Origin of the sequence: Serratia sp. BNK-10 (genome assembly GCF_047456065.1) — a bacterium.
Classification (GTDB): Bacteria; Pseudomonadota; Gammaproteobacteria; order Enterobacterales; family Enterobacteriaceae; genus Serratia; species Serratia ureilytica.
The window spans coordinates 1911896-1925459 of record NZ_CP179894.1 but is presented as its reverse complement, the minus strand read 5'-3'; the positions used below and the strand labels follow the sequence as shown (position 1 = coordinate 1925459).

The 13564-nt window shown below is 59.6% G+C and carries 14 protein-coding genes; 5 read left to right on the top strand and 9 right to left on the bottom strand.

Annotated elements, in window-relative coordinates; genetic code table 11:
- Positions 1 to 3: 3 nt before the first annotated feature.
- Positions 4 to 534, bottom strand: coding sequence for a chorismate mutase (locus ACMGG9_RS09565; RefSeq protein ID WP_414162114.1), 531 nt, complete (start codon positions 532 to 534; stop codon positions 4 to 6).
- A gap of 115 nt (positions 535 to 649) precedes the next feature.
- Positions 650 to 1144, bottom strand: coding sequence for an anti-virulence regulator CigR family protein (locus ACMGG9_RS09560; protein ID WP_033642812.1), 495 nt, complete (start codon positions 1142 to 1144; stop codon positions 650 to 652).
- Between the two features lie 442 nt (positions 1145 to 1586).
- Between ACMGG9_RS09560 and ACMGG9_RS09555 the strand changes: the two genes are divergently transcribed.
- Entirely contained in the window at positions 1587 to 1766 is a 180-nt protein-coding gene (locus ACMGG9_RS09555) for a hypothetical protein (RefSeq protein ID WP_033642811.1), read from the top strand.
- A 54-nt stretch (positions 1767 to 1820) separates the two neighbouring features.
- On the opposite strand, the gene ACMGG9_RS09550 is transcribed toward ACMGG9_RS09555, so the two are convergent.
- The 5 genes from ACMGG9_RS09550 to ACMGG9_RS09530 form a co-directional block, all read right to left on the bottom strand.
- Positions 1821 to 2702, bottom strand: coding sequence for a nucleoside-specific channel-forming protein Tsx (locus ACMGG9_RS09550; RefSeq protein ID WP_046686925.1), 882 nt, complete (start codon positions 2700 to 2702; stop codon positions 1821 to 1823).
- A 362-nt stretch (positions 2703 to 3064) separates the two neighbouring features.
- A complete protein-coding gene (locus ACMGG9_RS09545) occupies positions 3065 to 3337 on the bottom strand; it encodes a hypothetical protein (RefSeq protein WP_004941292.1) in 273 nt (90 codons plus the stop codon).
- Positions 3338 to 3410: 73 nt separating this feature from the next.
- On the bottom strand, positions 3411 to 4304 hold the full coding sequence (gene yddG, locus ACMGG9_RS09540; RefSeq protein ID WP_414162113.1) for an aromatic amino acid DMT transporter YddG: 894 nt from the start codon (positions 4302 to 4304) through the stop codon (positions 3411 to 3413).
- A 91-nt stretch (positions 4305 to 4395) separates the two neighbouring features.
- The gene (locus ACMGG9_RS09535) at positions 4396 to 5766 is read right to left on the bottom strand and encodes an APC family permease (protein WP_047026239.1); all 1371 of its coding nucleotides are present in this window, start codon (positions 5764 to 5766) and stop codon (positions 4396 to 4398) included.
- A gap of 308 nt (positions 5767 to 6074) precedes the next feature.
- On the bottom strand, positions 6075 to 7493 hold the full coding sequence (locus tag ACMGG9_RS09530; RefSeq protein WP_015377637.1) for a glutamine synthetase family protein: 1419 nt from the start codon (positions 7491 to 7493) through the stop codon (positions 6075 to 6077).
- Positions 7494 to 7712: 219 nt separating this feature from the next.
- On the opposite strand from ACMGG9_RS09530, the gene puuD reads away from it, so the two are divergent.
- From puuD to ACMGG9_RS09510, 4 genes are read left to right on the top strand one after another with little or no spacing between them, the layout of a single operon-like run.
- Positions 7713 to 8474: a gamma-glutamyl-gamma-aminobutyrate hydrolase gene (gene puuD / locus ACMGG9_RS09525; RefSeq protein WP_025302552.1), complete on the top strand. Its 762-nt coding sequence runs from the start codon at positions 7713 to 7715 to the stop codon at positions 8472 to 8474.
- Positions 8471 to 9028 (top strand): HTH-type transcriptional regulator PuuR, encoded by a 558-nt coding sequence (puuR, locus tag ACMGG9_RS09520; RefSeq protein ID WP_033642801.1) that lies wholly within the window; start codon positions 8471 to 8473, stop codon positions 9026 to 9028. The genes puuD and puuR overlap by 4 nt, the downstream gene beginning before the upstream one ends.
- 15 nt (positions 9029 to 9043) lie before the next feature.
- Positions 9044 to 10540, top strand: a complete 1497-nt coding sequence (puuC, locus tag ACMGG9_RS09515; protein ID WP_033642800.1) for an aldehyde dehydrogenase PuuC — start codon at positions 9044 to 9046, stop codon at positions 10538 to 10540.
- A gap of 11 nt (positions 10541 to 10551) precedes the next feature.
- Complete coding sequence (locus tag ACMGG9_RS09510) at positions 10552 to 11832, top strand: NAD(P)/FAD-dependent oxidoreductase (protein WP_016928043.1); 1281 nt, start codon at positions 10552 to 10554, stop codon at positions 11830 to 11832.
- Between the two features lie 43 nt (positions 11833 to 11875).
- Here the strand turns inward: ACMGG9_RS09510 and ACMGG9_RS09505 are convergent, their stop codons facing one another.
- Both ACMGG9_RS09505 and ACMGG9_RS09500 read right to left on the bottom strand, forming a co-directional pair.
- Positions 11876 to 12631, bottom strand: a complete 756-nt coding sequence (locus ACMGG9_RS09505) for an SDR family NAD(P)-dependent oxidoreductase (protein WP_016928044.1) — start codon at positions 12629 to 12631, stop codon at positions 11876 to 11878.
- Between the two features lie 314 nt (positions 12632 to 12945).
- Positions 12946 to 13374 (bottom strand): universal stress protein, encoded by a 429-nt coding sequence (locus ACMGG9_RS09500; protein WP_147839343.1) that lies wholly within the window; start codon positions 13372 to 13374, stop codon positions 12946 to 12948.
- Positions 13375 to 13564 lie beyond the last annotated feature (190 nt).

The window sequence follows — 13564 nt, the reverse complement described above, 5'->3', positions numbered from 1 at the left end:
CGATCAGCGCGCGCTGTCGGCTTTGACCGCCAGCAGCGCATCCGCCAGCCGCCGCTTGTCGGCGGCGCTGAGATTCACCTGTTCCACGGACGCCATAAACGCCGCCCGATCCGCCGCGTCAAGCGGGCCGGCGCGCAGCCGCGCCGCCAAACGCTGCAGTATCCGGCTGATCAATTGCCCGATCTGCACCCGCACCTGCGCCAGCGGACGCGGCTGCCAATCGCTTTCCGGGCTCGCCAACCAGTCGGCGCGATAGCGGTACTGAATCGCCTTGGCGGCGTTCATCTGCGCGGTGATAAAAGGCCGTACCGACGCCGGCTCCAGCCCCAAACGCCCCGCTTCCGCCTGCGCGTTGGCCAACACCTTCGCCTCCTGCGCCAGATCTTCGATCGGCAAATGCTGCTGCGCCTTGTAACCGGCCACGTCTTTCATCAACGACAGCCGTTGGTTCACCAGCTCGCCGATAGCGGCGCCACCGTCCGCCAACGCCGGAAAACTGGTCAGGCAACACGCTATCAATAACGCCCTGAACATGGCGCCTCCCTTATGATGCAGTGAAAAGGTCAGGCGCCAAGTTCACCACGTCAGCCCCGCGCCGGCAAATAAAAAAGGCCCCGCCGCAGCGAGGCCCGATGAGATCCAACCGGCGTTAGTCGAACACGCCGTTGATGACGGAAGCCACAATCGCGGTGCTGAGCGCGACCAGCACCAGATCGTCGCCGGCGATGCGCCATTCATAACCCGGATACTGCGGCAGTTCACGCAGCATCGAAGACGGCACCATTTTTTTGGCGATGCCCGGCGGCAGCGGTTTGCCGCGCGCCAGATTCTTGGCGATGCCCGGCGGCAACGAGCGGTAGCCGGTCAGCCCGTAGGTGTGCGCCAGCGAACGGGCGCGGTCGCGCGAGAGGCTGACGGAAACCAGATTATCGTCGTTTCTATAGTCTCTATAGTCGCCTTTATCTTTGTTGCCGTGATTGCCGTTGTTGCCGTGGTTACCGTTGTTGCCGTGATTGCCGCTGTTGCCATGCCCGTTGCCGTTGCCGTTACCATTGCCGCCTTTGTCGGCCATGGCCGGGGCGGATGACAACCCCAGCGATGCAATCAGTGCCAACACCGTGAGAGTCGTACGACGTTTGTTCATGTTGTGTATTCCTGCGTGGGGGACTCTGTTTACTATAGTTGGCCTTTTCCGGGCAAAGTATAAGGAAAACTCCGAGATGACAGTGCGGTTTTACGGCATTCGCGCCACTCTCTTGTTTTAACGCAAAACGCCTCGAGAATTCCGAAATCTACCCCCGATTTTTCTTGAAGAAAAATAAGCCTTCCGCTAGCGTGGTACGGTAACAAAAAAGAGTTAGCGTGCTCTTTTTCGTCGCACCTCAAATCTTATTCTTATCATCCAGAATGATAATATCGAACACTTCCCGCCTTTCCGTGCGGGATTCTTTTTCCCACCGGCGTCGCCCCTATTTGGTGCTTTATGTTGAGATTTCGTTGCCGATAATTTACATTCGCTGTCTGAGAAACCTTAACCTCCCGCGGTGGCCAGGCTGGCAACGGGTGGGCGTTCAGGAGCAAAAGACGTGCAAATGACCCTCATGGAATACATCACTCGGCACTTTAACGGCGATCTTCATCGTTACGCGCAGTCGGAAGGCGTCAGCCGTGAACAAATCATTAGTTGGATAAATAATGAATGTCACGTGATCAAAGGCAGGCTGTTTATGCCGGTGAGGCATCTCCCGGTAGAACAAGCCCAGTGATGACGAAAAAAAACCCCGCCAGGCGGGGTTTTCTGTTTCTGATAACACGGAAAATCAGAAGTTATAGCCGACCACGAGGTAGTAACCCCAACCGGTAGACTTGATCGGGCCCTGCGGCGTGCCGATCTCCGCGCCATCCTGCCACTGACCGCCGTTATGGAAATAACGCGCCACGAAAGAATAGTGCCAGTGATCGTAGTTCAGCGCCAAAATATGGCTGGAGGCGATAGAGTTGCTGGTGCGCACCTGTTTGCCGGTGCCGTCAACCCAATGGCTGTCCTTGCCCAGATCGGAACCGAAATCGAAGTTGGTGAAGCCGATGTAGCTCAGATTGCCGCCCCACACCTGGGTCAGCGGCACAAAGTATTTCACCTTGAAGCGGTAACCGTCCCAGCTGTTCTCGTTGGCGGCCTGGTAGTTTTCCCACTGGTATTTGGCATAGATGTTCATCGACAGGCTCATCGGCAGGCCGGTGTCGATATCGGTACCCAGGCCCATGTACCAGGTGTTCTGACGGCCGTCGGCGTTATGGCCCAGGTCATAGATGTAGTTGTTGGCGAAGTACCACTCTTTGAACGGACCGAAGCTCAGATCGGTGCCGGTCAGCTTGTCGATGGAGAAGCGCGGTTCAATCTCCATAAACAGCGGGGAGCCTTTGTCCCAGATGCCGCGGTCCGGGGTATTGCCCACGCCGAAGAACTTCGGCACGTCAACGTAGCCGTAGAAATCGAACCAGTCTTTCTTGGCGAAGGCTTCGTATTCGAGATACACGTCGTTATTCAGTTGCGGCCCGAAACGGGTGTGGTAGCTGCCCACCACGTTAACGCTCTGGTGCCACCAGTCGGAGACATATTGACTGTCTTTGCTATCAGCCATTGATGATGCACTGTAAGACGCTGCGAGCAGTACACCTGCTGCGAGAGCTATTTTTTTCATTTTATTACCACATGCTTAAAGGGCCATTTCCTGCCCGTTTAGAAAAGATGACAATGAGTCTGCCGACACCTGGCGTTGTCTTCACACAGAAACTCGGATGACGCGCGCATTATAGAAACCACTGACTGTAAGAATCTGTGATCCAGTTACGCATTTCGCGAATAGGTAATCGATTGCGTTCACATTTGTCAAATTATGTTTCATGCAAATTCACATTCGCTGTGATTTTTGTCATGTGTCGCGTTTTTTAGCGCAGTTTTTAAGCCAAATGACATCAGGGCGTCATCACGAGGTGGAAAAGAAAAAGCCGACGCGCGAGCGTCGGCCTTCATCAGCATCAGGAGAAAGTGCGGAACGTGAAATCAGTTTACCGCCGGCACCGCTTTGGCGATGTTTTCCTGGCGGAACGCCACCTCTTCACCGTTTTTGACCTCCCAGCTGGCGACCGGAATATCGGTTTTGGGCGCCGCCGCGACGACCGAACCGTAAATCAGCTTGTCGTCGCGGCGCAAAATATAAACATCGAGTTGATATTCATGCCGCAAATTCGCCGTGGTCAGGCGCACGGTATCGCCGCGCTCATAATGATGCACGTCGATTTCAGGCTGCTGAATAAATTGAATGTCACTTCTCATTGTCGTCGTTCCTTCAGGCAACATGGCTAGTTAAATTCTAGTTCAACATTGCGACGACAGCGGATAATTTCCGTTAATTTCCGCGAGTTGCCCGCCAACAGATCAGCGAGCCGAGTGTGACCATCGCTACGCCCTGCCAGAAACTGGCGGTCAGCGAGGTGTGCAGCACCAGCGCGGCGAACACCGCCGAGAGCACCGGGGTAAAATAGGAGACGGTCGCCAGCAGCGTCATGTTGCCGTGCAGAATGCCGACGTTCCAGGCGGCATACCCCGCCCCCATCGCCACCCCGGCGCACAGCAGCGTCACGGTCACGCCGACGCTGAACTGCATGCCGCTTTCCGCGCTGAAGGCGTACTTCAGCCACAGCGCCAGTGCGGTCAGCACGATAAACAGCACCACGCCGTTGTTGCCCTGGGCGATCTTCTTGGTCAGGTTGCAATACAGCGCCCAAATCACCGCGCCGCTGAAGGCCAGCGCGTAGCTGAGCGGATTGCTGCGCACGTTGGCCAGCATCTGCGCCGGTGACCAGCCGCCCTCGCCGCTCATGATCCAGCCGATGCCGAACAGCGACAGCAGCAGCCCCGGCAGCAGCCACCATTTCGCCTTTTGGCCGTTGATCGCCAGCGCCATCAGCACGGTGAAACAGGGCCACAGGTAGTTGATCATGCCCACTTCTATCGCCTGCAGGCGGGTATTGGCGTAGCCGAGCGACAGCGACAGGCAGATCTCGTAACTGACGAACAGCAGGCTGCCGACGATGAGATAAGGCCGCGGAAAGCTGCGCCATTTCGGCACGCCAAGCGCCACCAGCAAAAACACCGCGCTGACGCTGTAGATCATCGCCGCACCGCCGATCGGCCCCAGCCCTTCGCTGACGCTGCGAATCAGGCCGACCACGCTGCTCCACAGCACAATGGCCAATAAACCGAACAACGTGGCGCGGGTACGCGAGGGCAAAGCGGGCATAAGGCAGGTCCAATAGGTTATTTTTTATCAGGTTTTTCACTCTACTGCCGCACGTGCCAAAAAGAAAGGCGGGAAACTCCCGCCTGTGAATTTATTGCTGCGGTTGCCGCTCCAACTGCGGCGGCGGCTGGCGAAAGCGTCGGGTCAGCCAGGCCAAATAGCCGAAGCCCAGCGTCGCCCAGATAAGCCCCATGGTCAGCGAGCTTTTCTCCAGATTCAGCCACAGCACGCCCACCGTCAGCGCCCCCACCAACGGCAGGAACAGGAAGTTGAAACGATCCTTCCAGCTTTTGTTGCGCCCTTCGCGAATAAAGAAGTGGCTGATCACCGACAGGTTAACGAAGGTAAAGGCCACCAGCGCGCCGAAGTTGATCAGCGCCGTGGCGGTCACCAGATCGAATGACAGCGCCGACAACGCCACCAGCCCGACCATCAGTACGTTCAGCGCCGGCGTACGCCATTTGGGGTGGATATAGCCGAAGAATTTCTCCGGGAACACGTTGTCACGCCCCATCACGTACAGCAGGCGCGACACGCTGGCGTGCGACGCCAGGCCGGAGGCCAGCGTGTTGATAAAGGTCACGCACAGGAAGATCGATTGGAACAGCTTGCCGCCGACGTACAGCGCAATCTCCGGCAGTGCGGCGTCGGGCTGATGAAAGCGTTGAATGGACGGGAAAAACAGCTGAATGAAGAACGACACGCTGATAAAGATCACCCCGCCGTACAGCGCGGTCAGGAAGATGGCGCGCGGGATCACCTTGGCGGCGTCGGGCGTCTCTTCACACAGCGTGGTGACTGCGTCAAAGCCGAGGAACGAGAAGCACAGGATAGTCGCGCCGGTAATGATCGGCAGCAGGTGCGCATTCTCGCTGAGGAACGGCCGCAGGCTCCACACCGTGCCCATCCCCTCGCCGTTGTGCAGGCCGCGCACCACCAGGTAGATAAATACCAGAATGATCGCCACCTGCGCCAGCACGAACAGGGTGTTGAAGTTGGCCACCAGATTGACGCTTTTCAGGTTGATGGCGGTAATCAGAATCACGAAGCCCACCACCCACACCCAGGGCGGCACCTCCGGGAACAGCGCGGTCAGGTAGATCTTGGCCAGCAGCGTGTTGATCATCGGCAAGAACAGATAGTCCAGCAGCGACGACCACCCCACCAGGAAACCGACGTGCGGATTGATCGCCTTCTGCGCATAGGTATAGGCAGAGCCGGCGGTGGGAAACTGGCGCACCAGTTTGCCGTAGCTGATGGCGGTGAACAGCACGCCGGCCAGCGCCAGCAGGTAGGAGGTCGGCACATGGCCGTCGGTGAGGCCGGAGACGATGCCGAAGGTGTCAAACACCGTCATCGGCGTCAGATAGGCCAGGCCCATCATCACCACTTGCCACAGCTTGAGGGATTTGCGCAGCTGCGGTTTGCCCGCCTGGCCGCCGTCGATGTCTTTAGTCGTCATGGCATTTCCCCTTTTGGTCCTCTGCTGTCAACCGTGCAACGTCATTCAGAGAGGCCGCAGGGAAACTGCTGCTCAGGCGGCGGTAAAAACGGGTTGGGATCGCTGTCGGGCGGCCGGCGACCGGCTCGTCGGCACTGCGGCACAGGCAAACGTCTGCGCAGGGGGATGACTGAGTCATGGTTATTTCCTCGTCGGCGTCCTGTACGCCGTGATAGAAGAAATTCTGTACCGCAGCGCGCAGCCTCGCCGGCCACAGGAGAGCCGATGAAATGCGCCGGACGCGCGCGGTAATCGCAGGGTGAGCGGGATCAGGCGTTTTTCAGCATCCACTCGATCTCGGTTTCGGTGATCAGGCGCTCGAACTGCACCAGCTCATCGGTTTTGCAGGCCAGATAGACGTGGCTGAAGCGTTCGCCCAACAATGCATTGAGCACCGGCTGATGTTCGAACTCGTACAGCGCGTCGCTCTGGCGGATCGGGAACGGCAGCCCGTCCTGCTCCAGCCCGTTGCCGGTCACCGGCTCAGGCAGCGGCAATGCGGTTTCCAGGCCGTAGACGATGCCGGCCAGAATGGTCGCCATCACCAGATACGGGTTGGCGTCGGCGCCCGCCACGCGATACTCCACCCGGTGGTTATCGCGATCGCCGCAGGGAATGCGTAGCGCCACGGTGCGGTTGTTATGCCCCCAGGAGGCCTGGGTCGGCACATACATGCCGGGCTGGAAGCGGCGGTAGGCGTTGACGTTCGGCGCCAGCAGCGCCATCGAGGACGGCATCAGGGCGATCATGCCCGCCAGCGCCTGTTTCAGCAGCGCCGAATCTTCGCCGTCGTCATCGGCGAACACGTTGTCGCCTTGCGCATTCAGCATGCTGATGTGCACGTGCATGCCGCTGCCGGCGTGCTCTTCATACGGCTTGGCCATAAAGGTCGCCTGCATATTGTGGTTCTCGGCCACCATGCGCACCAAGCGCTTCAGCGCCAGCGCATGGTCGCAGGCCTGCAGCACATCATCGGTATGGTGCAGGTTGACCTCGAACTGCCCCGGCGACGCCTCCGCCACCGCGCCGTCCGCCGGAATGCCCTGCAAGCGCGCCAGTTCGTCGATCTCGCTCAGCACGTCGGCGAAATGATTCAGGTTATCGACGGAGTACACCTGGCTTTGGGTGTTGCGCTCCTGAGTCCCCGGTGCGCACGGCGGCTGCAGATACCCCTCCGCATCGCGTTGACGATCGATGAGATAGAACTCCAACTCTACCGCTACCACGGGGGAGAGCCCGCGCTGACGCAAACGCTGCCACACTCGGTTCAGCACATTGCGCGGTTCAACGTCAAAGGGAGTGCCATCTTCATCCAACATGGTGAGCAGCACCTGCGCGATATATTGCGGATCCGCCGCCGACGGCGTCAGCGTGCCCGGTACCGGCACGCACACGTGATCCGGCTCGCCCAGCTCCTGCCCCAACCCGGCTTCTTCCACCACGTTGCCGAGAATATCCATCGCAAATACCGACGCCGGGAAGTAACAGCCTTTCTCCAGCTTATTCAGACCGCCGACCGGGATGCGTTTGCCGCGGAAGCTGCCGTTCAGATCGGTCAACAGGACGTCGACATGTTGGGTTAACGGATAACGTTCCAGGTACTTCTTCACTTCGCGCTGGAACGCGCTACTTCGTCTCTCTTCACTGTGCTGAACAAAGTTTTCCACTTCTACGATGTTGGTCTGCATGGTTCACCCGCCGTTTGTGTTTTGCTGTCGTCGATGTTTATTGACCGTCTTGTTCAATATAATGCCCACAATTGAAACGTAGATGAAACAAATTTGTTTTGCAAGTGTTACTTTTGGTTTGAATATTGGCCAATCGACTGCTAGATTTATAGAATATTGAACGAAATCGGCGGTGGAGAAGCTTATCGTTCATAATTTCGAACGTACCAAGGGGATAGCATGGACAATATATTTAACAGACCAGTCATCGGCGTCGTCATGTGCAGGTATAGGTTAAACGGGCACCTTACGCAGACCTTGCAAGAAAAGTACCTGAATGCCGTTATCACCGCCGGCGGTTTACCGATCGCCCTGCCGCACGCGCTGGCGGAGCCTGAGATGCTGGCGGAACTGTTGCCGCGCCTCGACGGCATTCTGTTGCCCGGCAGCCCCAGTAATGTGCAGCCGCACCTTTATGGTGAAAACGGCGATGAGCCTGACGCCGATCCTGGCCGAGACGCGTTGAGCCTGGCGCTGATCCGCCAGGCATTCGACAGGCGCATTCCCCTTTTCGCCATTTGCCGCGGCATGCAGGAAATGGTGGTCGCCACTCAAGGCACCCTGCATCGCCGCCTGTACGAACTGCCCGAGCTGCTGGAGCATCGTGAAGATCACGACCTGCCGCTGGAACAGCAATACGCCCCCGCCCACGAGGTCATCGTTCAGGAAGGGGGGCTGCTTTCGCAACTGATACCGGATTGCAACAGATTCTGGGTGAACTCGCTGCACGGCCAGGGCGCCAAAACCCTGGGCGCGAGCGTTCGCATCGAGGCGCACGCCGCCGACGGGCTGGTGGAGGCGATCAGCGTGCGCGATCAGCCTTTCGCGCTCGGCGTGCAGTGGCACCCGGAGTGGAACAGCGACGAGTACGCCCTGTCGCGCCTGTTGTTTGATGGTTTCATTACCGCCTGTCGGAACTATCAAAAGGAAAAACGCCCATGAGCGACGTCAGCTTGGCACCGGGAAAACGTCTGTCGCAGATCCGTCAACAATTGGGGTTGTCGCAGCGCCGGGTCGCCGAACTGTCTGGGTTAACCCACAGCGCCATCAGTACTATCGAGCAAGACAAGGTCAGCCCGGCCATCAGCACGCTGCAAAAGCTGCTGACGGTATACGGTCTGTCGCTGTCGGCGTTTTTCGCCGAACCGGAAAAACCGGCTGAGCCGCAGATCGTGATAGACAGCGACGACCTGATCGAGATCGGCAGCCAGGGCGTATCGATGAAGCTGATCCATAACGGCGATCCGAATCGCACGCTGGCAATGATGATCGAGACCTACGAACCGGGCACCACCACCGGCGAGCGCATCAAACACCAAGGGGAAGAGATCGGCACGCTGCTGGAAGGCGAAGTGGTGCTGCAGGTCAACGGCCAGAGCTATCACCTGCAGGCCGGGCAGAGCTACGCCATCAATACCGGCATTCCCCACAGTTTCAGCAACACGTCGGCGCGCATTTGCCGGATTATCAGCGCCCATACGCCGACGACATTCTGATCAACGGAGCCAGGCATGAACTTTCACCATTTGCAGTATTGGCAACAACGGGCGCAGGCCCTGAAGATTGAGCACCAGTTGTTTATCGACGGCCGCTACCAGCCGGCCGCCGCGGGGAAACGTTTCGCCGTCGAAGATCCCGCCGGTCGCCGTGAGCTGGCGCAGGTCGCGCGCGGCGAAGCCGCCGACATCGATCGGGCGGTCAGCGCGGCGCGCGCCGCCTTTGAACGCGGCGACTGGGCCCAGGCCGCGCCGGCGCAGCGCAAAGCCACGCTGCTGCGCTTCGCCGAGCTGATGGAACAGCATCACGAAGAGCTGGCGCTGCTGGAAACGCTGGACACCGGCAAACCGATTCGTCACAGCCTGCGCGACGACGTGCCGGGCGCTATCCGCTGCATCCGCTGGTACGCCGAAGCGATCGATAAGGTGTACGGCGAAATCGCCCCTACCGGTCGCGAGGCGCTGGCGCTGATCGAACGCGAGCCGATCGGCGTGGTCGGCGCCATCGTGCCCTGGAACTTCCCGTTGCTGCTGGCCTGCTGGAAGCTCGGCCCGGCGCTGGCCGCCGGCAACAGCGTGGTGCTCAAACCCTCCGAAAAGTCACCGCTGAGCGCCATCCTGCTCGGCAAACTGGCGCAACAGGCCGGGCTGCCGGACGGCGTGCTGAACGTGGTGCCCGGCTACGGCCACGACGCCGGCAAGGCGCTGGCGCTGCACCGCGACGTCGACGCCCTCACCTTTACCGGCTCTACGCTGGTGGCGAAACAGCTGATGATTTACGCCGGCGAATCGAACATGAAGCGCGTCTGGCTGGAGGCCGGCGGCAAAAGCGCCAACATCGTCTTCGCCGACTGCCCGGATCTGGATCAGGCCGCCCGCAGCGCCGCCGCCGGCATCTTCTACAATCAGGGGCAGGTGTGCATCGCCGGCACTCGCCTGCTGGTCGAAGCGAGCATTGAGCAAGCGTTCCTGCAGGCGCTGCGCAAACACGCGGCGGCTTTCGTGCCCGGCGATCCGCTCGATCCCGACACGGTGATGGGCACGCTCATCGACAGCGGCCACTGCGAGAAAGTGGCCGGCTATATCGATCGGGGGCTGAGCCAGGGCGCCGCGCTGTTCCTCGACGGGCGCGACCATCCGCAGGGCGACCACGCCGGCTATCTGGGGCCGACCATCCTCACCCAGGTGGACAATGCCATGAGCGTGGCGCGCGATGAAATCTTCGGCCCGGTGCTGGCGGTGACGGCGTTCGACGACGAGCAACAGGCGCTGCAGCTGGCCAACGACAGCGACTACGGCCTCGGTGCCGCGGTCTGGACCCGCGATCTGGCGCGCGCGCACCGCATGGCGCGCCAACTGAAGGCCGGTACGGTGTTCGTCAACAACTACAACGACGGCGACATGACCGTGCCGTTCGGCGGTTACAAGCAAAGCGGCAACGGCCGCGACAAATCGCTGCATGCGCTGGACAAATTCACCGAATTGAAAACCACCTGGATCTCGCTGGAATAAGGGCTTACATCATGACTGAACACGTAAAAAGCTATTATGCGGCCACGGCCAACGCACATCAGCCCTATCCGCAACTGAATGAATCGATCGAATGCGACGTCTGCGTGATCGGCGGCGGCTATACCGGCCTCTCCTCCGCGCTGTTCCTGGTGGAAGCCGGTTACGACGTGGTGGTGTTGGAAGCGGCGCGCATCGGTTTCGGCGCCAGCGGCCGCAACGGCGGCCAGTTGGTCAACTCTTACAGCCGCGACATTGATGTGATTGAAGAGCGTTACGGCGCGGAAAGCGCCCGCCTGCTCGGCAGCATGATGTTCGAAGGCGCGGAGATCATTCGCAGCCGCATCAGCCGCTACGCCATCGACTGCGACTACCGCCCCGGCGGCATCTTCGCCGCCCTGAACAACAAGCAGTTCCATGCGCTGATCGAGCAAAAACGCAACTGGGAGCGCTACGGCAATACCCAGCTTGAGCTGCTCGACGCGGACCGGGTGCGCCAGGAGATCGCCAGCGATCGTTACGTCGGCGCGCTGCTCGATCACAGCGGCGGCCACATCCATCCGCTCAATCTGGCGCTGGGCGAGGCCGAGGCGATTCGCCTGCAGGGCGGGCGCATCTTCGAGCAATCGGCGGTGACGAACATTCGCCACGGCGAACCGGCGCTCATCAGCACCGCCAATGGCCAGGTGAAGGCGCGCTTCGTCATCGTCGCCGGCAACGCCTATCTGGGCGATAAGCTGGAGCCGCGGCTGGCCAAGCGCAGCATGCCGTGCGGTACCCAGGTGGTGACCACCGAACCGCTGGCGCCGGAGATAGCGCAGGCGCTGATCCCGCAGAATTACTGCGTGGAGGACTGCAACTACCTGCTGGATTACTACCGCATCACCGCCGATCATCGTCTGCTTTACGGCGGCGGCGTGGTGTACGGCGCGCGCGATCCGGACGACATCGATAACCTGATCCGGCCGAAGCTGCTGAAGACCTTCCCGCAGTTGAAAGGGGTGCGTATCGACTATCGCTGGACCGGCAACTTCCTGCTGACGCTGTCGCGCATGCCGCAGTTCGGTCGGCTGGAGAATAACGTGTACTACATGCAGGGCTACAGCGGCCACGGCGTAACCTGCACCCATCTGGCGGGCAAGCTGATCGCCGAGCTGATGCGCGGCGACGCCGAACGCTTCGACGCCTTCGCCAAGCTGCCGCACCTGCCGTTCTTCGGCGGACGCAATCTGCAGATCCCGTTCACCGCCATCGGCGCGGCCTACTACACGCTGCGCGATCGCATCGGCGTCTAAAACAACAGGCCCGGTCATAATGGCCGGGCCTGCGCATTAACGCTTAGACGATCTTCGGTTGGCCGTCCGAGGCGGTCGCCCCGCCATCGACCGGGATGTTGGCGCCATTGATAAAGCTGGCGTCGTCGCTGGCCAGAAACGCCATCACCGCCGCCACTTCTTCCGGCTCCGCCGCACGCCCCAGCGCGATGCGCTCATTGAACTTGTCGCGGATCTCCTGCGGCCAGCCGTTGGTCATGTTGGTTTTGACCAGGCTCGGGCAGACCGAGTTGATGCGCACGCCGTCACCGCCATGATCCAGCGCCATGGCGCGCGTCAGGTTAACCACCGCGCCTTTCGCCGCGCAGTAATAGGCCGCGCCCCAGTCACCGCCCAGGCCGGACACCGATGCGGTATTGACGATGCAGCCTTTGGTTTTCAGCAAGTGCGGCAAGGCGAATTTGGAACAGAACACCACGCCGTCGATATCGACCCCGGCGATGCGACGCCAGTCGTCGATGCTGGTTTCCAGCACGCTGCCCGCCACGTGTACGCCGGCATTGTTCAGCAGGACGTCGATGCGGCCCAGTTTTTCCGCCACCTCGTTCATCATTTTTTCAACCGCCACGTGATCGGAAACGTCGATATGCACCGCCATCGCGCGGCCCTTCGGCAGCGAAGCGGCGACCTTGTCTACCGCTTCCTTGGCCCAGTCGGCCAGCACCACAATGGCACCCTCGGCGGAGAAACGCCGCGCCGCCGCTTCCCCCATGCCATTGCCCGCACCGGTGATAACCACGACTTTATTGTCAAAACGCATGAGACCTCCTCCATGTAAACGCATTTATATAAGTCATACAAATCTCATTGCCCCGAGGATAAGACGCAGGCTCCCTGAGAGCCAGTCAAAACGTGCGGTTTATTAACCAAAAGGAGGTATGCGAGTCATTTCAATGCGCTGGGTTAATCTTTATCGGATTTTGGCCAACATATTGATGGAGATAATAAAATTGCGGCCAGTCACTATTTTCCTGGCGGATTGTCAGCAAGCGGGATTATTGCAGATCGACGGTTATGACCGCTCAGAGATAAGCGATGCGAATGAAAAAAGCAGCCGCCCGCCGGCGGCCGCGACTATTTTTTCTCGATGGGGATCACCAGCAGATCGACGTTCAACTCATTGATCGCCTGACGCGCCGAAGAAACCAGCCGGCTCCAGACATCGTGGTGATGGCCGAAGATCACCAGATCGAACCCTTTTTCCTTCGCCACCCGATTCAGCTCTTCCGTCAATGCGCCACGGCTGACGATCACCTCTTCCACCGGATAGGAAGAATGCCCTTTGATCGCATTGAGCATATTCTTCACCCGCTCCGAAAACGTGCGATCGGTGTAGTTGTAATCTCCCACGCCCAGATCGACATAATAACCGGCGCGGTGAATATCGATATAAATCAGTGAAAGTTTGGCCTGGAGCGCGGCGGCCAACCTGGCGCCCTTGCCCAACAGGAACTCGGCGTCTTCGCTGAGATCCGTGGCGACAACGATATGCTGATAAGCCATGACGGCGGCCCTCCGCGTCAAACCCATGAACAGGATGGCGTTCCTTGCCGCATGTTTCTCATGCACCTTAAGTTTAGCCCAGCGCCGGCCCCCGCGCCTGCTGCAGTGTCGTTCCATTTATGGAACGATGCATCCCGGCTTTAGGCTCTACCGGATTTCTCTCCTCTCCCTACACTGTAGGCAAGTGCTG

What these genes read in the sequence shown, in the direction of transcription:
- ACMGG9_RS09565 (WP_414162114.1), bottom strand. Translation starts at nt 534, where the DNA reads ATGTTCAGGGCGTTATTGATAGCGTGTTGCCTGACCAGTTTTCCGGCG.
- ACMGG9_RS09560 (WP_033642812.1), bottom strand. Translation starts at nt 1,144, where the DNA reads ATGAACAAACGTCGTACGACTCTCACGGTGTTGGCACTGATTGCATCG.
- ACMGG9_RS09550 (WP_046686925.1), bottom strand. Translation starts at nt 2,702, where the DNA reads ATGAAAAAAATAGCTCTCGCAGCAGGTGTACTGCTCGCAGCGTCTTAC.
- ACMGG9_RS09545 (WP_004941292.1), bottom strand. Translation starts at nt 3,337, where the DNA reads ATGAGAAGTGACATTCAATTTATTCAGCAGCCTGAAATCGACGTGCAT.
- yddG (WP_414162113.1), bottom strand. Translation starts at nt 4,304, where the DNA reads ATGCCCGCTTTGCCCTCGCGTACCCGCGCCACGTTGTTCGGTTTATTG.
- ACMGG9_RS09535 (WP_047026239.1), bottom strand. Translation starts at nt 5,766, where the DNA reads ATGACGACTAAAGACATCGACGGCGGCCAGGCGGGCAAACCGCAGCTG.
- ACMGG9_RS09530 (WP_015377637.1), bottom strand. Translation starts at nt 7,493, where the DNA reads ATGCAGACCAACATCGTAGAAGTGGAAAACTTTGTTCAGCACAGTGAA.
- puuD (WP_025302552.1), top strand. Translation starts at nt 7,713, where the DNA reads ATGGACAATATATTTAACAGACCAGTCATCGGCGTCGTCATGTGCAGG.
- puuR (WP_033642801.1), top strand. Translation starts at nt 8,471, where the DNA reads ATGAGCGACGTCAGCTTGGCACCGGGAAAACGTCTGTCGCAGATCCGT.
- puuC (WP_033642800.1), top strand. Translation starts at nt 9,044, where the DNA reads ATGAACTTTCACCATTTGCAGTATTGGCAACAACGGGCGCAGGCCCTG.
- ACMGG9_RS09510 (WP_016928043.1), top strand. Translation starts at nt 10,552, where the DNA reads ATGACTGAACACGTAAAAAGCTATTATGCGGCCACGGCCAACGCACAT.
- ACMGG9_RS09505 (WP_016928044.1), bottom strand. Translation starts at nt 12,631, where the DNA reads ATGCGTTTTGACAATAAAGTCGTGGTTATCACCGGTGCGGGCAATGGC.
- ACMGG9_RS09500 (WP_147839343.1), bottom strand. Translation starts at nt 13,374, where the DNA reads ATGGCTTATCAGCATATCGTTGTCGCCACGGATCTCAGCGAAGACGCC.